This window comes from Corynebacterium sp. CCUG 70398 (genome assembly GCF_024454055.1).
GTDB lineage: Bacteria > Actinomycetota > Actinomycetes > Mycobacteriales > Mycobacteriaceae > Corynebacterium > Corynebacterium genitalium.
Map to the genome: position 1 here is coordinate 101,288 of NZ_JAGPYZ010000007.1, position 21,040 is coordinate 122,327.

The 21,040-nt window shown below is 63.6% G+C and carries 20 protein-coding genes and 1 tRNA gene; 7 read left to right on the forward strand and 14 right to left on the reverse strand.

Going from position 1 to position 21,040, the window contains the following annotated elements:
* Positions 1-11 precede the first annotated feature (11 nt).
* Positions 12-1,463 (reverse strand): bifunctional UDP-N-acetylglucosamine diphosphorylase/glucosamine-1-phosphate N-acetyltransferase GlmU, encoded by a 1,452-nt coding sequence (gene glmU / locus KBX07_RS08835; protein WP_256023865.1) that lies wholly within the window; start codon positions 1,461-1,463, stop codon positions 12-14.
* Between the two features lie 72 nt (positions 1,464-1,535).
* The gene (locus KBX07_RS08840) at positions 1,536-2,786 is read right to left on the reverse strand and encodes an MFS transporter (RefSeq protein WP_256023816.1); all 1,251 of its coding nucleotides are present in this window, start codon (positions 2,784-2,786) and stop codon (positions 1,536-1,538) included.
* A 145-nt stretch (positions 2,787-2,931) separates the two neighbouring features.
* Here KBX07_RS08840 and KBX07_RS08845 point away from each other — a divergent pair, with 145 nt between their 5' ends.
* The gene (locus KBX07_RS08845; RefSeq protein ID WP_256023817.1) at positions 2,932-4,410 is read left to right on the forward strand and encodes a multicopper oxidase family protein; all 1,479 of its coding nucleotides are present in this window, start codon (positions 2,932-2,934) and stop codon (positions 4,408-4,410) included.
* Positions 4,411-4,433: 23 nt separating this feature from the next.
* On the opposite strand, the gene KBX07_RS08850 is transcribed toward KBX07_RS08845, so the two are convergent.
* Complete coding sequence (locus tag KBX07_RS08850; protein WP_256023819.1) at positions 4,434-5,336, reverse strand: Ltp family lipoprotein; 903 nt, start codon at positions 5,334-5,336, stop codon at positions 4,434-4,436.
* A 434-nt stretch (positions 5,337-5,770) separates the two neighbouring features.
* Between KBX07_RS08850 and mfd the strand changes: the two genes are divergently transcribed.
* Complete coding sequence (gene mfd / locus KBX07_RS08855; protein WP_256023820.1) at positions 5,771-9,445, forward strand: transcription-repair coupling factor; 3,675 nt, start codon at positions 5,771-5,773, stop codon at positions 9,443-9,445.
* 24 nt (positions 9,446-9,469) lie between these two features.
* Here mfd and KBX07_RS08860 read toward each other — a convergent pair whose 3' ends face one another.
* The 7 genes from KBX07_RS08860 to KBX07_RS08890 are packed head-to-tail and all read right to left on the reverse strand — an operon-like array spanning position 9,470 to position 14,115.
* Positions 9,470-10,117 carry a Fic family protein gene (locus KBX07_RS08860; RefSeq protein ID WP_256023822.1) on the reverse strand — a complete coding sequence of 216 codons (648 nt, stop codon included), beginning with the start codon at positions 10,115-10,117 and terminating at the stop codon, positions 9,470-9,472.
* Entirely contained in the window at positions 10,117-10,317 is a 201-nt protein-coding gene (locus KBX07_RS08865; protein ID WP_005291148.1) for an antitoxin VbhA family protein, read from the reverse strand. Before KBX07_RS08865 ends, KBX07_RS08860 begins: the two co-directional genes overlap by 1 nt.
* A 43-nt stretch (positions 10,318-10,360) precedes the next feature.
* On the reverse strand, positions 10,361-11,254 hold the full coding sequence (locus tag KBX07_RS08870; protein ID WP_256023823.1) for an ABC transporter substrate-binding protein: 894 nt from the start codon (positions 11,252-11,254) through the stop codon (positions 10,361-10,363).
* Positions 11,255-11,311: 57 nt separating this feature from the next.
* Positions 11,312-11,998 carry an ABC transporter permease gene (locus KBX07_RS08875; protein ID WP_040423800.1) on the reverse strand — a complete coding sequence of 229 codons (687 nt, stop codon included), beginning with the start codon at positions 11,996-11,998 and terminating at the stop codon, positions 11,312-11,314.
* Positions 11,999-12,003: 5 nt separating this feature from the next.
* Positions 12,004-12,606, reverse strand: coding sequence for an ABC transporter permease (locus KBX07_RS08880; RefSeq protein ID WP_256023825.1), 603 nt, complete (start codon positions 12,604-12,606; stop codon positions 12,004-12,006).
* Between the two features lie 29 nt (positions 12,607-12,635).
* Positions 12,636-13,442, reverse strand: a complete 807-nt coding sequence (locus tag KBX07_RS08885; protein WP_256023827.1) for an ATP-binding cassette domain-containing protein — start codon at positions 13,440-13,442, stop codon at positions 12,636-12,638.
* A 52-nt stretch (positions 13,443-13,494) separates the two neighbouring features.
* Positions 13,495-14,115, reverse strand: a complete 621-nt coding sequence (locus KBX07_RS08890; protein WP_256023828.1) for a type II CAAX endopeptidase family protein — start codon at positions 14,113-14,115, stop codon at positions 13,495-13,497.
* Positions 14,116-14,137: 22 nt separating this feature from the next.
* Between KBX07_RS08890 and KBX07_RS08895 the strand changes: the two genes are divergently transcribed.
* Both KBX07_RS08895 and KBX07_RS08900 read left to right on the forward strand, forming a co-directional pair.
* Positions 14,138-15,472: an NAD(P)H-binding protein gene (locus KBX07_RS08895; RefSeq protein ID WP_256023830.1), complete on the forward strand. Its 1,335-nt coding sequence runs from the start codon at positions 14,138-14,140 to the stop codon at positions 15,470-15,472.
* Positions 15,473-15,544: 72 nt separating this feature from the next.
* Positions 15,545-15,618 (forward strand) — tRNA-Leu (locus tag KBX07_RS08900).
* An 8-nt stretch (positions 15,619-15,626) separates the two neighbouring features.
* Here KBX07_RS08900 and KBX07_RS08905 read toward each other — a convergent pair.
* Positions 15,627-16,670, reverse strand: a complete 1,044-nt coding sequence (locus KBX07_RS08905) for a suppressor of fused domain protein (RefSeq protein ID WP_256023832.1) — start codon at positions 16,668-16,670, stop codon at positions 15,627-15,629.
* A gap of 119 nt (positions 16,671-16,789) precedes the next feature.
* Between KBX07_RS08905 and KBX07_RS08910 the strand changes: the two genes are divergently transcribed.
* Complete coding sequence (locus KBX07_RS08910; protein WP_005291123.1) at positions 16,790-17,692, forward strand: Bax inhibitor-1/YccA family protein; 903 nt, start codon at positions 16,790-16,792, stop codon at positions 17,690-17,692.
* Between the two features lie 403 nt (positions 17,693-18,095).
* On the opposite strand, the gene KBX07_RS08915 is transcribed toward KBX07_RS08910, so the two are convergent.
* From KBX07_RS08915 to KBX07_RS08925, 3 genes are all read right to left on the reverse strand, one after another.
* Positions 18,096-18,641: a hypothetical protein gene (locus KBX07_RS08915; protein ID WP_256023833.1), complete on the reverse strand. Its 546-nt coding sequence runs from the start codon at positions 18,639-18,641 to the stop codon at positions 18,096-18,098.
* A gap of 48 nt (positions 18,642-18,689) precedes the next feature.
* The gene (gene greA, locus KBX07_RS08920; protein ID WP_255995725.1) at positions 18,690-19,214 is read right to left on the reverse strand and encodes a transcription elongation factor GreA; all 525 of its coding nucleotides are present in this window, start codon (positions 19,212-19,214) and stop codon (positions 18,690-18,692) included.
* Between the two features lie 106 nt (positions 19,215-19,320).
* Complete coding sequence (locus tag KBX07_RS08925; RefSeq protein WP_256023835.1) at positions 19,321-19,782, reverse strand: DUF4307 domain-containing protein; 462 nt, start codon at positions 19,780-19,782, stop codon at positions 19,321-19,323.
* Positions 19,783-19,857: 75 nt separating this feature from the next.
* Between KBX07_RS08925 and mca the strand changes: the two genes are divergently transcribed.
* Both mca and KBX07_RS08935 read left to right on the forward strand, forming a co-directional pair.
* Positions 19,858-20,745, forward strand: a complete 888-nt coding sequence (gene mca, locus KBX07_RS08930; RefSeq protein ID WP_256023836.1) for a mycothiol conjugate amidase Mca — start codon at positions 19,858-19,860, stop codon at positions 20,743-20,745.
* Positions 20,745-21,035, forward strand: coding sequence for a hypothetical protein (locus tag KBX07_RS08935; RefSeq protein ID WP_256019779.1), 291 nt, complete (start codon positions 20,745-20,747; stop codon positions 21,033-21,035). Before mca ends, KBX07_RS08935 begins: the two co-directional genes overlap by 1 nt.
* Positions 21,036-21,040 lie beyond the last annotated feature (5 nt).

Here is a 21,040-nt window from a genome sequence, read left to right on the forward strand (position 1 = left end):
TCGCCTTTCAGTTAGCTCTCGCGTGCGCGCTGGGCAGCCTCCGCCGCGGCGGTGCCGGGGCGCTTGTCTTCCACCCAGCCCTCGATGTTGCGCTGGCGACCTTCCTTGATGGCCAGGGCGCCTGCGGGCACATCCTTAATGACTACTGTACCTGCGCCTGTATACGCGCCATCACCGACGGTCACCGGAGCGACGAACATGGTGTCGGAGCCGGTGCGGCAGTGGTCGCCGATGGTGGTGCGGTGCTTGTTCACGCCGTCGTAGTTGACGAAGACACTGGACGCGCCGATGTTGGACTCCACGCCGACGGTCGCGTCGCCGATGTAGGTCAGGTGAGGCACCTTTGACCCTTCACCGATCGTGGCGTTCTTGGATTCCACGAAGGCACCGAGCTTGCCGCGCGCGCCCAGTTCTGTACCCGGCCGGATGTAGGTGAACGGGCCGACAGTAGCGTCGTCGCCGATGACGCCGAGTTCGCCGTGGGTGCGCACCACCGACGCCCGCGCACCGACTTCCATGTCGGTCAGGGTGGTGTCAGGGCCGATCACGGCACCGTCGCCAATCTTCGTGGAGCCCCACAGCTGCGTATTCGGGTGGATGGTCACATCCTGGCCGACTTCCACGTCGACGCCGATCCACGTCGTGGCCGGATCGATCACGGTCGCGCCAGCGCGCATCGCGCGTTCAACCAAGCGGCGGTTGAGTTCCTTGCCGGCCTCGGCGAGTTGCACGCGGTCATTCACGCCGGCGAGTTCGCGCGCGTCGGGGGCGATGTGGGCGGCGACTTTGCGGCCGTCGTTACGCGCGATGCCCAGTACGTCTGTGATGTAGAGCTCGCCCTGGGCGTTGTCGGAGGTGATGCGTGTCAGAGCGTCGCGAAGCACGGCGCCATCGAAGGCGAAGACACCGGAGTTGACCTCGCGCACGCGGCGCTGCTCGTCGTTCGCGTCCTTCTCTTCGACAATTTCTTGCACCTGCCCGGCAGAATCGCGGATGATGCGTCCGTACCCGGTGGGGTTGTCGAACTCGAGGGAGAGCACCGTCACCGCGGCCTCTTCGCGCTCATGCTTATCGATGAGCCCCTCAATCGTCTCCGGCGTCAACAGGGGCACATCACCGTTCGTGACCACAACCGTGCCGGTGAACTCGGGGATCGCGGTCAGACCAATCTGCACGGCGTGACCGGTGCCGTTTTGCTCCTCCTGCACGGCCTGGAGGATCTGGATGCGCATTTCCTCTGCCACCGCGTCGACAGCAGGGGAGACCTGGTCGCGCTGGTGTCCCACCACCGCCACGACATGCGCCGGGTGGATCGCCGCCGCCGCGTGCAGCGAGTGCGACAACAGGCTGCGGCCGCCAATCTCGTGCAAAGTCTTCTGCTTGGTCGACTTCATGCGGGTTCCGGCGCCGGCAGCGAGGACGACAACGGCGCGGGGCTGGTTCGCAGTGTTCGCAGTGTTCACAGCGGGCACAAAAGCTCCTTCTTCAGTGATGGGGAGTCGTGGGCAGTTCGCCCCCACTTTACGCACTGCCAATTAGGAGGCGGAGACTTCCTTCAAGTTCCTCGCTCCGAACACTCCGCACACACCCAGCACAGCCAGGAAGAGCAGCACGGCCTGGGTGCCGAGGACCGCGATGACCGAGTTCACCGCGCCGACGACAAGCAGCATGATGCCCATCACCGTGTTGGAGGCACCCGTGATCAGCGTGCGGCGGTCGCCGTCCGCCATGTCCACGAGGTAGGTCTTTCGGCTCACTCGCACGGTGGTGTGCGCTAGGTTCACCGCGAAGAATCCGAGCGGCATCACCCACGCGTTCACGCTTTCCGGTGCCAGGCGTGCGCTGAGCACCAGCAGCACCAGCACGACAGAGGCAGTTGCGGCGGCCCACGCCATTGTGCTTTTCGACGACTTATCCGACCACCACCCCGACACCCGTCCTCCCAGCAGAGCAGCCCCGCCGGAAGCGATGATGAACGCACCGAGACCTGCGAGATCGGTACCTTGCTCTTGGGCCAGCACCACGATGAATGGGGTGGACAGTGCGGTCACTAGCATCAACGAGCGCACCAGGAGGAACTTCTGCAGGTCGCGGTCGGTTCTGACCAGCTCCCACATGTGCCCGAAACCGTGTGCCGTCGCGTTGTCCTCGGTTTCGTATTCCGGTTCTCTAACGCCCGCGAAAACGAGCGCAGCGAGCGCCCAGGTCGAGGCACCCAGGGCAAGCAGCGCGGCCATGACCCACTGCGGCAGGTCGTTCGGCAAGAAGAACAGAATCAGGCCGACTGCCAAGGTGAAGCCGCCGCCCAGAGCAGTCGCCCGGCCCGTGATCATTCCGCGGTGACCCTTGGAAATGGTCCGTCCTTGGACGTCTTTGCCGGCAATGGAGCACATGGCTCGGAACAACGCGAGACCGGCAAGCAGGATGAGGACGGAGATGCCGAGGGCGGTGCCGTCGAAAAGCAATGCGGATACAGCGATGAGCGCGGCGCAGATTGCTTGGCCCACGGACCCTAAGATCCATACGCCTTTGCGCGAGCTCTTGGATGTCGCCCACGGCCCCAGTGCGAACTGCGGCAGCATCGAGCCCGACTCGCGGATCGGCACGAGGAAGGAGGTGAACGCCGCCGGTACACCGGCGGAGGTGAACAGCCACGTCAATACGGTTTTGGGGGCGACGATCTGGTCGCCGATGTTCTGGAACCCGTTGGACCAGATGAAGCGGCGGGCGTTGTGCTCCTCGTGGGGGAGGCTCGTGCCGCCCGATTCGTTCTCGTCTGCGGTCATAACGGAAATAGTAGGCTGGGCAGGAACGCGTGGAAAGCAAGTGTGGGCTAAGAAAGGCTCGCTTGATCTGCGTCCTTGATCAGCGTCGATCGACTTCCTGGGAGGCTATGTGGGCACTATCAGCAGGCGGACTTTCTTCAAAGGCATGATTCTGGCCAGTGCCGCCGCGCTGACGGCCTGCGCTGGCCCCGGTGGTGTGCGCCGCGGCCAACCAGCGCCTGCTGGTGCCGACGCGGACCCGCGTCCACTGCCGATTCCGCCGCTGTACGAAGGCGAGTTGGACGGCACGGACGGCACGACCCGCCGCTTCGAGCTCACTGCGCAGGAAGGCGAATACGAGATAGTGCCCGGCCACACCACGAAGACCTGGGGGTTCAACGGGGCGTGGTTGGGGCCGACGCTACTCATGCGCCGTGGCGAGCACATCGAGATGACCGTGCGCAACGAGGTGCCAGAACCCACCGTCGTGCACTGGCACGGCCTGCACCTCCCGGCCGCAGCCGATGGTGGTCCCGCCTTAATGTTTCCGCCGGGGGAGTCATGGACACCGAGCTGGGATGTCGACCAACCTGCCGCGACGTGCTGGTACCACCCGCACCCGCACGAGACTTCCGCGCTGCACGCCTACCGCGGGCTCGCCGGCGCGATCATCGTCGCCGACGAAGGGCCGGAGACGATTGACTTCCCGTCCGACTACGGTGTCGACGACATCCCGGTGATCATCACCGACGCGAAGTTCACCGCGGACTTCCAACTCGACGAGACCATCGACCCCACCTACGGCTTGCTCGGCGACACCCCGTTGGTCAACGGCATCACGCGCCCGCGGTTTGAGGCGTCCAAGCGGGTACTGCGCCTGCGGCTCGTCAACGGCGCGACGATGCGCTTCCATCACCTTGAACTCGGCGTGCCGTTCCAGGTCATCGCCACTGACCAGGGGGTACTCAGCGGCCCCGCGCTTGTCGACGGCATCCTGCTCAGCCCCGGCGAACGCGCCGAGATCCTCGTCTACCTCGAACCCGGCAAGGACCTCACGCTGTGCAGCACGGGCGTGCCCGACGGCGGGGGCTTGCCCCGCGAAGAAGCCGCCAACGGATTCGGCCTCCGCGACACTTTCGACCTGCTGGAGATCGCGGTGCCGGAAACCTTGGAGGGCTCCGGCGAGGGCGAAGAGGGGAAGCTGGTCTGGGACATTCACAGTGAAGAACCTTCCGCTGAAGGGGTGCCGGAACGTGAGTGGCGGCTCAACGGCTTCCAGATCAACGAGCAATCCATGGACATGGCGCGTGTTGACGCCGTGATTGACCACTCCGGCCCCGAACTGTGGCACGTGATCAACGAGAACGCAGATTGGCCCCACAACTTCCACATCCACAACGCCCGGTTCAGGGTTCACGACATCCAGGACGGAGAGATTGCCTTCCGGGACGGATGGCACGACACCATCACTATCCCACCGAGATCGCGGGTGTCTTTACTTGTCGTGTTCGGCCAGTATCCCGACCCCACCTTGGCCTACATGTTCCACTGTCACATGCTCTTCCACGAGGATGAAGGCATGATGGGGCAGTTCGTCATCGTGGAACCGGGGCAACAGCCGGCACTAGACCATCCCAACCACTAGGCCTAGCGCCGGCAAGCAAAGAACTAGAGCTTGCTTAAGGCGTAATCGATCTCCTCGTCAGTGAACCCAGCTGCGATGGAAAGGTAACTTCTTAGTTCTTCATCGCTGGTGTCTTGAATGTCTCGTAATTCTTTAGCAGCTTCCAGCGCTTCTTCGTTCCAATCGACGTCGACGTTATCGAGTGCGTAATCGATAGCTTCTTGGGTGTAGCCGTGTCCGTACGTCGTGTTGCCGAGAAGCGACTTCAAGTTGCGCTTGGAAACGCCGCCTACATCAACGTACATCTGCGCGGCTTCGAGGGCGTCTTCGTTGCTGCCAGCGCCACTGGCGGCACCAGTGCTTGCTTGAGAGCTCGGTGCCGTAGACGGCTCTGTTTCTTTTCCGGTCGCACCGCCTATACCGGGCGCGATGGCGCTCGTCGGTGCTGACGTTGCTGACGCTGACGAGTCTGCGTCGTCTCCGCCGGTGAGCAAGAGCACAGCGGCGAGAAGCCCGAGTGCTGCCAGCAGCCCAATGACCGCGATCGCGGTGATCAACCCGTTGTTACTTTTCTTCGTCCCCCCTTGCGTGTACGGGTTGGATGCCCCGGGACGGCCTTGATATCCAGGCATCTGCTGGCCCTGCTGGTACCCGAAACCAGGCCCGTTGGGCCCGGCGGCAAAGTTCTGCTCCGAACCCTGGTGCGGCTGCTGGGCGCCTTGGAACGGATACTGCTGCACGGGTTGAGTGAACTGCCCGCCTTGGTAGGGCCCACCCTGATTGACCTGCCGGTGGTAAGAACTTTGGGGCTGACCAGTGTTACCGGGGTGTGCTGGTTGCCCGGGTTGGGCGTGTCCTTGCTGCTGGGACAGGTACGGGTTTGGACGAGGTGAGGTGCCTCCGCGCTGGTTGGAGTCGTTGTTCGGGCCGGGATAAGCGGTGTTCATGACAGGAATGACCTTTCGGGGAAGTTGACGGCACTCATCTTCCTGTTAGATGGGATCAGGAGCGCCCCGGGTTACAAGACATTGTGACAAAGTCGGCTTGTGCGCATACTCACTCGGCGGCAGGTCCGGTTTGAGCCAGACCATCTCCACCGTCGGTGGCTGCGTGCCTTGTCCCACATTGAACGGTTCTACGCCTTGCATACTGGGTTTTTGGCTGAAAGCGTTGCCCTCGCCGCTGCAGTGCACCGAGGCGAGGAGAGCAACGAAGGCTTATTAGGGGCAGGAGCGGGGATGCGGTATGCTCTTGATCGTCTTTCCCCATGGTGTAATTGGCAACACTACGGTTTTTGGTACCGTCATTCTAGGTTCGAGTCCTGGTGGGGAAGCTTTTTTATTGCCTGCCCGACACCCCACGCGCTTCGCAGAAAGATTCCATGGCCAACCACACCGAAGACCTTCCCATGCTCGCCGGAGTGCTCACGCAGGCCGCGGGCGACCCGAAGCTGACGGGCTTGCGCGCACGCGTGGGGGATCCCGCGCTCCACGTCACCGGCATCGACCAAGTGCGTCCGTGGGCTGCGGCGGCGCTCTCACGTGAGGTGCCGGTCCTGCTCATTACCGCCACCGGGCATGAGGCAGAGGATCTCGCGGCGGAGATCGCGGCGCTCATCGGCCAGGAGCAGGTCGCTTTGATGCCGGCGTTGGAGACCTTGCCGCACGAGCGCCTTTCGCCTGCGGCGGATGTCATCGGTGCGCGCAACAAGGTGGTACACAACATTGCATCCACGCGTGTGGTCGTGGCGTCGGCACGCGCGGCCTGCCAGCCGGTGCTGCCGTCGGTGGCTCCAGTCACGGTGAAACTCGGTGAGGAATACGACTTCGGTGAGCTCACCGAAACCCTGGTCCGCTTCGCGTACGAGCACGTGGACATGGTGGCCAAGCGCGGCGAGTTCGCCACCCGCGGCGGCATCATCGATGTGTTTCCCACGACCGCCGAGCACCCCGTTCGCATCGAGTTCTGGGGTGATGAGGCCACTGATCTGCGCACGTTCGCGGTGGCTGATCAGCGCACCATCGATGATGTCGCCTCCGTCGAGATGCACCCCGCGCGCCAGTTGCTTATCGACGATTCCGTCCGCACCCGCGCCCAAGCCCTTTCCACCGCGCACAGCGGCAACCCGACGTTGGCCCAGTTGCTGGAGCGCGTATCGGAAGGGACCTACGTCGACGGCATGGAGGCGATCGTTCCCGCCCTGACGGATGCGAGCTTCTCCGTGCTGCCGGAGCTCATGCCGGCCGGCTCGATCGTGCTGGTGACATCCCCGGAGAAGGTGCGCGCCCGCATTGCTGACCTGCAAGCGACCGACCAAGAGTTCCTCGAAGCGGGCTGGGAGGCCGCCGCCATGGGAGCAGAGGGCCCTGTCGCCGCGGAAGGACTCGACGTGTCGGCCAGCTCCTACCGCTCCTTCGAATCACTCGAGGTCTCGGCGCGCGACGCGGACAACGCCTGGTGGACGTTCGCCCCGCCCGGCATGTTCACCGCTGATGATGAGGCCACCTTGCCGCTCGAGTACGAGCCCGCCCCCGCACCAAAGGGCGACCCGAAGCAGATCGAGGCGCTGTACGGCCAGGTGAAGCTGCACCTGCAGGGCGGCGGCCGCGCTGCGTTCGTCGCACCAGCCAAGGGCACGATCGAGCGTATGGCGGAGCGGCTGCGTGAAAACGGTGTCTCCGCGCGCATTGCTACCCCGGGCCTGGAGCCGGTCGCTGGCCAGGTGACTCTCTATCAGGCTCTGTCCCATGCCGGCCTGAGCTTCCCCGGCCCGGGGCTGGTCGTTTTCACTGAGACCGACGTGACCGGCAACCGTGTCGGCGACATCGCCGGGGCCAAGCGTCGCGCTCCGCGCCGCCGCAACCGCGTCGACCCGCTCGCGCTCAAGCCGGGGGACTACGTCGTCCATGACACGCACGGCATTGGCCGCTTTGTGAAGATGGCTGAGCGCACAATCGGCACCGGCTCTGACGCTGCCCGGCGCGAGTTCATCGTGCTCGAGTACCAGCCCGCCAAGCGCGGCCAACCCGCGGATATGCTGTGGGTTCCAATGGATTCCTTGGACCTGCTGAGCAAGTACTCGGGCGGGGAGCAGCCGTCGTTAAGCAAAATGGGCGGCTCCGACTGGAAGAACACGAAGCGCAAAGCTCGCGCCGCGGTGCGTGAAATCGCCGGTGAACTTGTGGAGCTCTACGCCAAGCGCGCGTCCGCGCCGGGGCACGCGTTCGCGGCAGATTCGCCCTGGCAGATGGAGATGGAGGACAACTTCCCCTTCGTCGAAACCGAAGACCAGATGGCTGCGATTGAAGCCGTGAAGTCCGACATGGAAAAGCCCACGCCAATGGACCGCGTCATTGTCGGTGACGTTGGCTTCGGCAAGACCGAGGTCGCGGTGCGCGCCGCGTTCAAGGCGGTGCAGGACGGCAAGCAGGTCGCCGTGCTCGTGCCCACCACACTGCTCGCCCAGCAGCACTACTCGACGTTTTCTCAGCGCATGGACGGGTTCGGGGTGGAGATTCGCGAGCTGTCGCGCTTCACCACGGCCGCGGACGCGAAGAAGATAAGCGCCGGGCTTGCCGACGGCTCCGTCGACATCGTCATTGGCACCCACCGGCTGCTGCAGACGGGTGTGCAGTGGAAGAACCTGGGGCTCATCGTCGTCGATGAGGAGCAGCGCTTTGGTGTCGAGCACAAGGAGCACATCAAGGCCCTGAAATCGCATGTCGACGTGCTCACCATGACCGCGACGCCGATCCCGCGCACCCTGGAGATGTCCCTGACCGGCATCCGCGAGATGACCTCGATCACGACCCCGCCGGAGGACCGCCACCCGGTGCTCACGTACGTCGGCCCGCAGGAGGACAAGCAGGTCGCCGCCGCGATCCGCCGTGAGCTGCTGCGCGACGGCCAGGTGTTCTACATCCACAACAAGGTCGCCGACATTGAGAAAACCGCCCGCCACCTGCGCACCCTTGTACCGGAGGCGCGCATCGTCGTCGCCCACGGCCAGATGAGTGAGCAGGTGCTCGAACAGACCGTGCAAGGGTTTTGGGGCCGCGAATTCGACGTGCTCGTGTGCACGACGATCGTGGAAACTGGCTTGGACATTGCCAACGCCAACACGCTGATCGTCGAAAACGCCCAGAACATGGGTCTGTCGCAGCTCCACCAGCTGCGTGGCCGCGTCGGCCGTTCCCGCGAGCGCGGCTATGCCTACTTCCTGTACCCCAAGGACAAGGTGCTCACCGAGACGTCCTACGACCGCTTGGCCACCATCGCCCAGAACAACGACTTGGGCGCCGGCATGGCTGTCGCGCAAAAGGACCTGGAGATGCGCGGCGCCGGCAACGTGCTCGGTGCGGAGCAGTCCGGACACATCGCTGGTGTCGGCTTCGACATGTACGTCCGCCTCGTCGGTGAGGCAGTGGAGACATTCAAGTCCCTCATGCAGGGCGAAGTTGTCGACGCCACCGACCACGGCCCCAAGGAAATCCGCATCGACCTGCCTGTTGACGCTCACATTCCGGAGACCTATATCAACTCCGAGCGCCTACGCCTGGAGAGCTACCGCAAGCTCGCCGCCGCCCGCGACGAGGACGAGCTGACAACGGTCGCCGACGAACTTGTCGACCGTTTCGGCGATCTTCCCGCCGAGGTCCAGCGTCTCTTCGCGGTGGCACGCGTGCGCCATCAGGCCCGCAAGGCCGGGGTTGCTGACATCACCATGCAGGGCACCCGCCTGAAGTTCCACCCGGTGGACATGGCCGACTCGAAACAGATCCGGCTGAAGCGCCTCTACCCGGGCTCGAATTACCGTGCCGCCGCAAAGGCCGTCCAGGTGCCTTTCCCGCGCGAAGGCGGGACGAAGAAGGCGCTCAACGCACCCAACCTGCGCGACGAAGAACTGCTCCAGTGGGTCGCCGACTTCCTGTCTGAGATGTTCGATGTGGACCCGGTGTCCGTGTCGGGGTCCACGGCAGTGGGGGATGGTGCTGCGGACGGCGCAGCCGGGAACGGCGATAAGCGGAAGAAGCGTGTGTTCTCGGTGAGCGAGTAGCCGACTGAACGGGCCAGTGTTCGGTCATGCGCGCACGATGGTGGACAGAACCTCGGCCAGTTTGGTGTTGTCGCCGGTGTCTTGGGAGTGAAAGCGGGCAGCGACGAAAGCGTCGCGAAGCGGATCATCAAGGAACACCGCTGGTTCCAGCACGTAGCCCGCGTTGCGGGCGAGCTCGCTGAAGAACACCACCTGCGCGCGGGTGTTGCCCTCTCGGAAGCTGTGGATGACATTGATTTCACCCCAGGCTTCCGCAAGTTCGATGATGAACTCCTCTCGCGTCAAACCTTTGAGTAGGTTCTTTTCGTCCAAAAGCCGGTACTGCTTTTCGGCTGCTTCGGTGAGGACGGGTCCGGCGGGGTAGTAGGTGTGGCCGTCTTTGGCCATCCATTGCCCGGTTGGGGCGACGCGTTCTTCGCCCGCCCACTCGTACACATCCTGGAAAATGTGGCGGTGGATCGCCTTCATGTGGGCGTAATCGAAGTTGCCGGGGAGGGGGTTGGTGGCGAGCTCATTCAAGCGGAACTCCGTGTTAACCAACTCCAGTACCCGCAGTTTTTCTGGGTCTTCAACGCCGAACGGTTCTTCATCGCTCACGAAGAGGTTGCGTAATGTACGTGTTCCAGGGATGAAGTAGTCATCCCAGTTTCTGAACGCCCCCCGCCGCGCCATTATCCGAGGATGTGTTCTCGAGCCAGCTGTTGAGCTTGTTCGGTTGTGAGCTCACCTGCAGCGTGGGCATCGAGCAATTCCGACAGGTAGGGGTCGGCTGTGCGCCCGCCGGCTAGATTCGCGGCGCCTGCGGAATATTCCCGGATTTCCTTGGGTGAAAGATCAGAAGTTGGGTTGAGGTTTTTCATCGTCCGAGTCATGTGCGACCCCCTTTCTTCCTGCTGATTCTACAGTTGGGAGGCGCTAAAGCTCCAGACCGTCCACCCAGTCCCTGGCGATGACGGCCGGCTCGGCGCGCTCGTCGCCGACGTTGCGGAGGTTCATTTCCACCAGGTCATCAGTGGTCAATGAGGCGTTGACGTTGTTGAGAACGTCGAGCGCTTCGGGCGGCAGGTGCCCCGCGCGGATGACGGGGACGACGTTCTGCGGCGGGATGAGGTTTAGGGGGTCCTCGAGAATCACGAGGTCGGGGCGGTCACCCTTGCCGGTGATGGCGGGGGAGGTGGTGAAGATGTTGGCGGTTTCTGCCGCGCCCTCGACCAACGCCTGAACGGTGAGCGGGCCGCCAGCATCCGAGATCGGCTTCACCCTGATCTTGGACGGGTCAATGCCGTAGACCGACGTTAAACCGGGTGGGCCGTAACGCCGCTCTGCGAATTCGGGCGGGGCAGCCACGGTGATCTGGTCGAGCTTGTCCAAATCGGCGATGGTCTGGATGTCGTTGTCTGCGGCGGTCTCGGCAGTGACGCGATAGGCGTCGGCTGATTCTGCGGGACTGAACTCGCCGACCTCGATGGTCTCGGGCAGGGAGGAGGCGAGGGTGTCGCGGATGGTCTGCTCGTCGGCGCCTTCGGGCAGGTCGTCGTAAAAGGCGGCGAGGTTGCCGGCGTACTCGGGCACGACGGTGACGTCGCCGTCCTCCAAGGCGGTCATGTAGACCTCGCGGGAGCCGATGCCGGAAGCGACGTCGACATCGAAACCGGCATCAGAAAGCGCGGCCGCCCAGATCTGGCCGATGATCTCAGCCTCGGGGAAGTTGGCGGTGCCGATGACGATGTCCCCGCTGGCCTCGATCTCCGGCTCCTCGGTCGTCCTCGATCTCCGGCTCCTCGGTCGTCTCAGTCTCCAGCGGGTCACCGGAGGCGCACGCCGCGAGAACCAGTGGCAATAACAGCACCCACACGCGTTTGAGCATTAGCCGTTTCCTTTCACTCGCAGGCCCGCAGGCGTGGCCCAGCGTTGCACAGCAGCCAACAGGAGGTCCATGACCAGCGCCACAAGCGTGACGACGATCGCTCCCGCCACCATCCGTGCGTAATCCTGTACCGCAAGCCCATCGATCAGGTATCGGCCCAACCCGCCCATGCCGATGTAGGCGACGACCACCGCGGTGGCCAGCACCTGGACGACGCAGGACCGCAACCCGCCAAGGATTGTCGGGGCAGCAATGGGTAGCTCGACGTGGCGGAGAATCTGCCGTTCGCTGAATCCGGCAGCGCGGGCGGAGTAGACCACGTCGCGCGAGACCGAGTCGAAGCCTGCCACCACGCCGGCGAGCAGCGGGGCCACGGCGAGCAGCACCAGCACGATGGTGGCGGGAATGATCGGCCAGCTGATCCCGCGCGGAATGGAAATGGCCAACCAGGTGAGCAGGCCGAGGGCAGGCAGAGCACGCAGGGCACCGGAGACAGCGAGCACTGCTGAGGCTCCGCGTTGTGTGTGGCCCACATACATCCCGATGGGCAGTGCAATGAGCACGGCGCAGAGCACAGCCAGGAACGTGTATCCGAGGTGTTCGGCGATCCGCATGGGAAAGCCGGTGGCGCCGGACCAGTGGGTTGGGTCGGTGAGGTAGGTGAACGCGTCGATAATCGGTTGCATGGCGGTCAGTGCCTCCACGGCATGGTGAGGCGGGCGATGAGGGTGAGGCAGACGTCGATAAGCACTGCGAGCAGAATCGTGCCCACGAGCCCCGCAATGATCTCGGTGGGGAAGGCGCGCTGGAACCCTTCCGTGAACAGCGTGCCGAGGGACTGCACGCCGACGAGCGCGCCGACGGAGATGAGGGACACTGTCGATGCCGCCACGACCCGCACCCCGCTCAGCAGCCCGGGGCCGGCTAACGGAAGTTCAACCCGCATCACGCGTGCCAGCGGCGAGTAACCGGCTGCGGTGGCGGATTGGCGCACGGCTCCAGGAACAGCGTCGAACGCGTCGGCGGCGCTACGGACCATGAGCGCAATGCCGTAGAGCGTCATCGCGATGACGACGTTGACGGGCGAGAGGATCGAGGTTCCCAACACCAACGGCATGAACACGAACATGGCCAAGCCCGGAATGACATAGATCAGGCTGGTCACCACAACGATGACTTCGCGGAACCGGCCTGAGCGGTGCGCGGCCCAACCGAGCGGGACTGCGATGAGGAAGGACGCAATGATCGCTGGTAGCGCGATGAGCAGGTGGTGCCCGGCAAGGCCTGCGATCATGCCGAGATTGCTGGAAAGCCACGCCCAATTCACCGCAGCACCCCTTTGATGTTGCCGCCAGCGTCGAGGACGAGCGTCTCGCCGTCGCGCTCTACGGTGCGCAGTGTGCGCGCGTCCATGCCGACGAAGTCGCGCACGGCATCGTTCGCGGGGCGCGCCATGATCTCTTCCGGGGACGCTGCTTGCTCGATACGAGCCTGTTCTCCGAGGATGACCACGGTGTCACCGAGATAGAACGCCTCCTCAATGTCATGACTGACAATGAGGATCGTGGTGGCAAGGTTCTCCCGAATGCTCATGATCTCCTGCTGGAGGCCGCGGCGCACCACCGGGTCGACGGCACCGAAAGGCTCGTCCATGATGAGCACGTCCGGCTGATTCACCAGACCGCGAGCCACCCCGACGCGCTGCGCTTGGCCGCCGGAAAGCTCCGCGGGGTAGCGGTCCTCCAATGCGGGGTCGAGGTTGACCAGCTCGAGCATCTCGGACGCCTTGCGTTTCGCCTCCGACTTGCTCGCTCCGCCGAGTTTGGCCACGTCGGCGACGTTGTCGCGCACGCTGCGGTGGGGCATCAGACCGGAGTGCTGCATGACATAGCCGATGCTGCGGCGCAGTTGAACTGGGTCCGTGTCCGCAACATCCTCCCCACGCACAAGAACTGCGCCGGTATCGGGCTCGACCATGCGGTTGACCATGCGTAACAGGGTTGTTTTGCCGCAGCCGGACGGGCCGACGAACGCGGTTGTGGAACCCTCCTCGACGGTGTGGGAGAAGCCGTCCACCGCCGGTGCAGAGGTTCCAAGGTACGTCTTGGAGACGTCGCGGAATTCAATCACCAAGCCCAGCGTAGCTTGTTGAGCCGGAAAGGAGCCGGTTTACATGTACGGGTTAAAAGAAAAGCGGCATGACGAGCAGCATGGTCACGCTCCACGTCAGGTGCACGGCGATCGGCGAATACAGTCGGCGTGAGCGCGATGCCTCGTAGAACGCCACGGCGCCGAGAACCAGGGCTGAGAACACCAGCAGTGGCACGCCCATCGCGATGGTGACCACGCCGTAAATGAGGGTGGACACCATGCCGACAGAGATTTCCGGGAGCCGGGGGAACTGCTCGCGCAACTGCCGCGGCACCATGTCGCGGTACACCAGCTCCTCGCCGATCCCGTTGATGACCAGCACAAAGAACGTGGGCAACGGCCCGCCCTGATCCGGGGTGTTCAGCAGCTGCTCGACGGGGCCTGCGAGGAACGGAATGTTCTGCACCACTAGCGCGCCGAGCACGAAGACGATCGCTAAAACAGCACCGATGAGCACGCCACGGCCGAGTTCACGCCCGATCCTCGGCCCAGCGAACGCGTTCTTGCTGCCCCACAGCCACCAACCGGCCGCGTACACCGCCGCAGAGAAAACAGTGAACCCGTAAAACCCCAGGGTGCCGTCTCCGGCATTGCGTGCCAAGAACAGTCCGAGTGCGCCCAGCACGCAGGGAATGACCCAGCCGAATCTCATGCGGCCAGTATAGATTGGGGGCATGACACGCACAGCGCTCGTTACAGGTGCCACGGGATTCATCGGGGGAGAGGTCGTAAGCAAGTTGCTTGACGACGGATGGCGCGTCCGCATCCTCTGCCGCTCCGCCGCGAAAGCGAGAAAACGCCCTTGGGGCGATGCTGTGGACATCGTGGAAGGAGACGCGACCAACCGCGAGGACGTCTCCCGAGCTCTTGAAGGTGTGGACTGTGCCTGGTACCTGCTGCACTCCATGGACAGCGGTTCCGGCTTCGCCGATGAGGAAGCAACGATGGCCCGCCAGTTCGGCGAGGAAGCGGCGCGCCACAAAGTGGGCCGGATCGTCTACCTCGGCGGCCTGCACCCGGATGGGGTGACCGGGGACTCCGACGATGTCTCCGAGCACCTTGCCTCCCGCATCAAGGTGGGAGAGATCCTTCTGGGTTCCGGCGTTCCCACCGCCGCGCTCCAAGCAGGCGTGGTCATCGGTGCCGAATCATTGTCATTCAAGCTTTTGCGTCACGTGACTGAGCGCGTTCCGCTCTTCATCGCGCCAGATTGGATCACCAACGAGATCACCCCGATTAGCCAGCGCGACATTGTCCACTACCTCGTTGCCGCCGCTGACCTCCCATCCGATCTCAACCGCACGTTCGATGTCGGCGGCCCGGACACCATGCCGTACGTGGAGATGATGCAGCGCTACGCCGAGACCGTGCAGATGCGGCGCCGTCCCTACTTCACCGCCCCAATCATGACCCGCCCCATGGCAGCCCTGGGACTGTCGTTTGTGACGCCGTTGACGTACGGGGAGATCCTGCCGATCTTTGACTCCGTTTCCTCCGACACTGTGGTCAAAGAGCGGGACCTCGAAGACCTCGTCGGCACTCCGGAGGGTGGCAACGATTCATTCGAGTCAGCCGTTATTGAAGCCGCCCTTGGAACGTACCCGCATCACTACAGGTCCACGGCCACCATGTACCACGCGCTCGCGGCGATCTGGTCCCTCTTCGCCCCCGGTAGGAAGTGGTGGCTGCCGCTGAATCTCACCCAAGCGGTGGTCATGGTGCCCACGATCGCCGACATCAACGAACGGGATGATTCGCAGACCCTGGATGATGCTTCCGGGCTGTCGCCGCTTGGCGCGCCAGCCTCACAGGCTGCCCTAGCGACGGCAATGAACTGGGACTTCAACTGGATCGCCCGTCGGTGGCCCAACAAGTGGACCCGTGGCGCGTGGATGGTCTCCTCGCTCGACCTTGCGCGCCGGGCCTACAAGGAAAAACCGGTGCGTGCCCTCGCACTGGTGCCGTACATCGCGGGCCAGTTCTTTCTCGTTCCCCGCTCCAGCCGCTAGCGGCGACCGTTGTCATTGACGGCTTCGGGGTGCCGTAGACTCTGGTTCCGTGCGAGCGCTCGCCGCCCGCACGCCCCTATAGCCCAATTGGCAGAGGCAGCGGACTTAAAATCCGTTCAGTGTCGGTTCGAGTCCGACTGGGGGCACTATTTCTTCAGCGCTTCGGGTCGATGACGCAGAACGTCAGCGGGGCAGACCGCATCCGGTAGGTGCCGGGTTCGGCCTCGAGCACAGCCATGATTTCGTGGCGCAGGGCTCGGTTGACCTCGACGGTGATGTGCGCGGACAGCGGGGGTTCCTGAGTGCGCCGCTGTTTGCCTGGACTGTCGCGGCTGAAGGTGACTGACGACGATGCGGCATTCTCGTCGGGGAGAAACCGCAGCCACGCTTCGACACCGTTGCCCGCACCCATGACCGCGAAGGTCCTGTCGTACCCAAGCCGCCAGCGCATAGCGCGGACAACATCTGCGGCAGCTTGAGCGGTCATGTCAATGCGCCCCGATTCATCCACGGCGAAGTAACTGGAGGACACCGCAGATATCGACGAGCCTTCCGCCTCAGCGTGGGAGGTGATGAGGGGGAGGGAGGAGGCGTCGATAAGCAAGGAGCTGCGACGCGGATCGCTCAAGCCGAGCGGAATGCTGTCGCCGAGAACACCCGCGAACTTCAAAGGATCCCAGCGCAATGCCGCCTCAAGCTCATCTGCGGTGACTGCGACGGCGTAAATGAAACGGACCCAGCCGGTGGGGGAGATCGAGAGCTCCAGAATCGGGTCATTGACGAAGATGAACGCGGACAGCGTCGAATCCGTGCAGACAGGCGAACGTAAATCCATGTAGTGGCCCGGCTCGAGCGAATCACCCGATTCACGCAGGTACGCCGCCAAGCGGCGGAGACGGTGGACCGGCCACGTGGGAGGCTCTTCTGTCAGAGGGACCCGCAGGGAAAGCTCTGTCTGAAGCCCGGCGACTGGCTGCGAGCTGTTCGTCCGGGAAATCCCGTGCGTGACGTAGAGGTAGTGGGAGACAGGCTGGTCGAAACGGTATACGAGCACCGCGACACCGTCGCTGAACTCCAGCTCGCCATGCACTGCGACGGGATCCGCGCCCGCCAGCGCCGCGAGATGGTCAAGCAAGAACTCGCTGCCGGTGCGCTTCTTCACCCGGTCGCGCGAGAAGAACCTACGCCTCCAGACCATGGCTTACATACTATTTTGCGCCCGGCGGGAACGAAACGGGCAGTTCTCCCGTTGAACGGTATGATCGAATACCGGTCGAATCTTTGCTTCGAGCTATAAATCAGAAAGGAAACAGGCCAGTGAAATCTTCCAACCCCGTGATGGCGCGACTTCCTCAGTCTGCACAGCAGGCTGGGTTCGGCCAGCCCCAGGGCGGCCACGGCTACAACCCGCAGGGCGGCTCCTACGGCTACGACCAGCAGGGCGGCTACCAGGACCCCTACGGCGCTAGCCAGAACCCTTACGGCCAGGCCGGTTACGCGCAGGATCCGTACGCTGGTGCGACTGGTGAGCGTCCCATCACCGTCGACGATATCGTGACCAAGACAGGCATCACCCTCGCCGTGATCGTGGCATTTGCCCTGATCAACTTCGGTATCGGCATCGCAGTCGACCCGAGCATCTCCATGATCCTCACGTTCGTGGGTGCCATCGGTGGCTTGATCACCGTCCTGATCCACAGCTTCGGCGGCAAGTACGGATCCGCTGCTGTGACCCTGATCTACGCCGCGTTTGAGGGCCTCTTCGTCGGCGGCTTCTCCATGGCCGTCTCCGGCTGGATGCTCGGCAACGCAGACGCTGGCACCCTCGTCTTCCAGGCCGTACTGGGCACGGTTGGTGTCTTCGCCGGCATGCTCTTCGTGTACAAAGTCGGCGCGATCCGCGTTACCCCGAAGTTCACCCGCATCCTCACCGGCTGCATCATCGGCGTGGCCGTCCTGGCCGTCGGCAACCTGCTGATGTTCATCTTCACCGGTATGTCCCCGCTTCGTGATGGCGGCCCGCTGGCCATCGGCTTCTCCCTCGTCTGCATCGTGCTGGCATCCCTGAGCTTCCTCGTCGACTTCGACACTGCCGACAAGCTCGTCCGCATGGGTGCGCCGGCCAAGATGGCATGGGGCGTTGCCCTCGGCCTGGCCGTCACCCTGGTCTGGCTCTACACCGAGATCCTGCGCCTCCTGTCCATCCTCTCCCGCGACTAGGCAACAGGTAGTAACTAACCCGCCTGCCTAGGCGTTTCCTAGGCACCTGCAGCTCGAAGCAGGATTCGTGCCCCCGCACACCGTTCAGCTCCTGAATGGGTGCGGGGGTTTCGATCTGCGGGGGTGCCGCTGACGGGAGCGGGGCTGGGTGGTCGGAGTGGGGTGCGGCCGGTCGGAATGGGGAAGTGAACGGGAATGAACCTCTGCCTTTGAACAAGGTCAGCGCAAAGGGTTTCACCCCAGCACTCAGTTCATAGGCAGAGGTTCATGACACTTTCGGGGTGGATTGCAGAGGGGCGCGCCCGCACTCCTGTCGCGTTCCTGCCGCCCCGCCGCACCCGCCCCCCTTAGGAACGACGAGAAACCCCCGGCAAACAACCGGGGGCTGCAGAGACCCTAAGGCTTAGTAGTCCGACTGCGGCATGACATCCTTGCCGTCGATAGAGACCTTGGTGAACACCAGCTGGCCGTCTTTGACATCAGGGGAGGTCAGGGTGATCTTCACGTTCTCCTCAACTCCTTCACGGCCGCCATTGTTGCGGGTGGTGGTGCCCTGTGCGATCTCGTCGGACCACTCTTCCCACACGATGTTAAGGGCGAAGTCGTTGTTGTCCTTGCAGTTCAGGTTGATTTCGACGGGCTGGTGCACGGGGGCGCCGTTGCAACCGATGTAGAACGGGGTGCCGTCCGGTGCGGACTCAGCGTTCTCGCGGTCCGCAGCGGTGGTGGTTGCACTTGCCGTATTCGCGTCGGTGACGTTGGCGGCACTGGTGCTGTCGGTCTCCTGGACCTGGCCCGCGCCCGTCAGGGAGTCAGCGTCCTGGCTCTGTGCGGTGTCCACCTTCTCCTCGGATGCCTGCTCGTTCGGCGGGGAGCAGGCTGCGAGGCCGAGGGCGGTGGCGGCGGCGAAGGCGACTGTGGCGACCTTGCGGGAAGTGCGGGTAGTCACTGCGGAGATCCTTATCGGGTAGAGATGTTGTTGAAGAGGCGGCGCGGTCTACTGAGCTGCGCGGGGAGTCTTTGCCTTAACCGAATCATACGGCTTTGCGGACTCGATCGTGACCGAAATTTCGCGGCCGTTTGGTGCGGTGTAGGTGCGGGTCTCGCCCTCGGTGGCGCCGAGCACGGCTGCGCCGAGCGGGGACTGCTCGGAGTAGGTCTCCAGGTCCTTGTTGTCAGTGGAGGCGGCGCGGGTGCCGATGAGGAAGGTTTCCTTATCGTCCTCGTCGCCGTTGTAGTAGACGTGCACCACGGAACCGACCACGGCCATGCCCTCGACAACGCCGGTGCGCTCAGTGGTGGAGTTGGCCAGCAGCTCGGAGATCTGCTTGATGCGGGCTTCTTCCTGGTCCTGCTGTTCGCGCGCGGCGTCGTAGCCGGCGTTTTCCTTCAGGTCGCCCTCTTCGCGGCGCTCGTTGATCTCGGCGGCGATGGCTGGGCGGTTGTCAATGAGCTGCTGCAGCTCGGCCTCAAGCTTGGCCTTCATTTCCGGGGTGATGTATTGCTGCTGCGAATCAGCCATGGAAGTGTAACCCTCGTTTCGGTTTTTAACGTCAGTGGTCGGTTGGGATCCTAACACAGCGCATGCTTATCGACGGCAGCCGGGTAGGGTCCCCGGCCTGCGGTTTTTAGCGTGCGGCAGTGTGTGTCGCCTCCGCGTCGAGGTAGGAGGGGAACGTGGTCGAGCAGCCGTAGACGCCGCCGGAGACGGGCTGGTCACCCACCGGGATATCCACGTGCATGCGCATCTGCTTCTCTCCGCCGGGCGGGATGACTACGTCGCGGCGGCCGATCTCGGTCATGTCGTAGTTCAGGGAGGTGATGATGCAGTAGGAGGGGACGTCGATAGCTGAGTCGTCGCGTTGGACGTCGAACCAGACGCGGGATGTGGTGTCGTCGACGCGCTCGTGCGAGACGAGGGTGGCGCTGATCGGCTGTGCCTGGCGCTGCATGACGTAACGGCCCAGGAAGACCACGATGAGAGCGACGAGAATGACAGCGACCATGGCGACGACTTTCCCGGAGGTTCCCGATGTGCGTCGCGGCTGCTCGCTGCCGTAGCGTGCGGCGGGACGGTCGATGGTGGTCACGGTGGCTCCTCTACTAAGATGATCTTCCGATCAACCTTAACTCAACCAGCTAACTCAACTAGAGGTGAGTACTACGTGACGGGCTTCCGCTTGCTGGCTATCCACGCGCACCCTGACGATGAGTCGTCGAAAGGTGCGGCGACGATGGCGAGGTACGCCGCCGAAGGTCACCGCGTCAAGGTGCTCACCTGTACGGGCGGGCAGCGCGGCGACATTTTGAACCCGGCGATGAACAATCCGGGGATCATCGAGAACATCACCGATGTGCGGCGTGAGGAAATGGCGGCGGCCGCGAATGCATTGGGTGTGGAGCACGAGTGGCTCGGCTACGTCGACTCCGGCCTACCGGAGGGCGATCCGCTGCCGCCGCTGCCGGACGGCTGCTTCGCGCTGAAAGATCCGGAGGTTGTGGCGAAGACGCTGGTGGCGGAGATCCGCGAGTTCCGCCCCCACGTGATCATCACCTACGACGAGAACGGCGGCTACCCGCACCCGGACCACATCATGGTTCATAAGGCATCCATGATCGCGTGGGAGAAGGCGGGCGATCCAGAGTTCGCTCCAGAGATCGGTGCACCGTGGGAGCCGCTGAAGCTGTACTACAGCCACGGTTTCGTGCCGCAGCGCATGCGACTTCTGCATGACCGGCTGCTCGAAGACGGTGTCATCGGCGACGGTGAAACTAGCCCGTACGAGCCGATGCTGCGCCGGTTCGAGGAGAACTCTTCCGACATCATGCAGCGCGTGACCACGCAGGTGGACTGCGGCGACTACTTCCAGAACCGCGCTGACGCTTTGACAGCCCACGCGACGCAGATCGATCCAAACGGCCCGTTCCTCGCCAGCACCCCTGAGGTGCAAGCTGAGCTGTGGCCCACCGAAGAATTCGAGCTCGCGCGCACCCGTGTGCAGACCGACCTGCCGGAGACGGACCTCTTCGCAGGCATTGAGGAGGAGCATTAATGCTTATCGACGTCGCAACCGACACGATCATTCTCGCCCAGCAGATGAACCCCGATGCTCCGGTCGGACCGGAGTTCGGTAAGGCGGAGCCGATCGGTGCCTTCATCGTGTTGGCTTTGGCCGTCGTCATCTTGCTCATTGGGTGGGCGTTCCATCGGCGGTACTCGCGGTTCAATCGTCGTAAAGCATTTGCCGAAGCTCGCGGACTCGACGTGTTCGATGAAGCTGCCGTGGATAAAGCCATGGAAGAAGAAGGTCTGCTGGACCGCCGAAAGAAGTCGATTTTCTAGCGGCT

Excerpts from the sequence above, each read along its gene's own strand:
- KBX07_RS08935 (WP_256019779.1), top strand. The coding sequence starts at position 20,745 with ATGCTTATCGACGTCGCAACCGACACGATCATTCTCGCCCAGCAGATG.
- KBX07_RS08840 (WP_256023816.1), bottom strand. The coding sequence starts at position 2,786 with ATGACCGCAGACGAGAACGAATCGGGCGGCACGAGCCTCCCCCACGAG.
- KBX07_RS08850 (WP_256023819.1), bottom strand. The coding sequence starts at position 5,336 with ATGAACACCGCTTATCCCGGCCCGAACAACGACTCCAACCAGCGCGGA.
- greA (WP_255995725.1), bottom strand. The coding sequence starts at position 19,214 with ATGGCTGATTCGCAGCAGCAATACATCACCCCGGAAATGAAGGCCAAG.
- KBX07_RS08865 (WP_005291148.1), bottom strand. The coding sequence starts at position 10,317 with ATGACTCGGACGATGAAAAACCTCAACCCAACTTCTGATCTTTCACCC.
- KBX07_RS08860 (WP_256023822.1), bottom strand. The coding sequence starts at position 10,117 with ATGGCGCGGCGGGGGGCGTTCAGAAACTGGGATGACTACTTCATCCCT.
- KBX07_RS08875 (WP_040423800.1), bottom strand. The coding sequence starts at position 11,998 with ATGCAACCGATTATCGACGCGTTCACCTACCTCACCGACCCAACCCAC.
- mfd (WP_256023820.1), top strand. The coding sequence starts at position 5,771 with ATGGCCAACCACACCGAAGACCTTCCCATGCTCGCCGGAGTGCTCACG.
- KBX07_RS08880 (WP_256023825.1), bottom strand. The coding sequence starts at position 12,606 with ATGATCGCAGGCCTTGCCGGGCACCACCTGCTCATCGCGCTACCAGCG.
- KBX07_RS08845 (WP_256023817.1), top strand. The coding sequence starts at position 2,932 with ATGATTCTGGCCAGTGCCGCCGCGCTGACGGCCTGCGCTGGCCCCGGT.
- KBX07_RS08890 (WP_256023828.1), bottom strand. The coding sequence starts at position 14,115 with ATGAGATTCGGCTGGGTCATTCCCTGCGTGCTGGGCGCACTCGGACTG.
- KBX07_RS08895 (WP_256023830.1), top strand. The coding sequence starts at position 14,138 with ATGACACGCACAGCGCTCGTTACAGGTGCCACGGGATTCATCGGGGGA.
- KBX07_RS08905 (WP_256023832.1), bottom strand. The coding sequence starts at position 16,670 with ATGGTCTGGAGGCGTAGGTTCTTCTCGCGCGACCGGGTGAAGAAGCGC.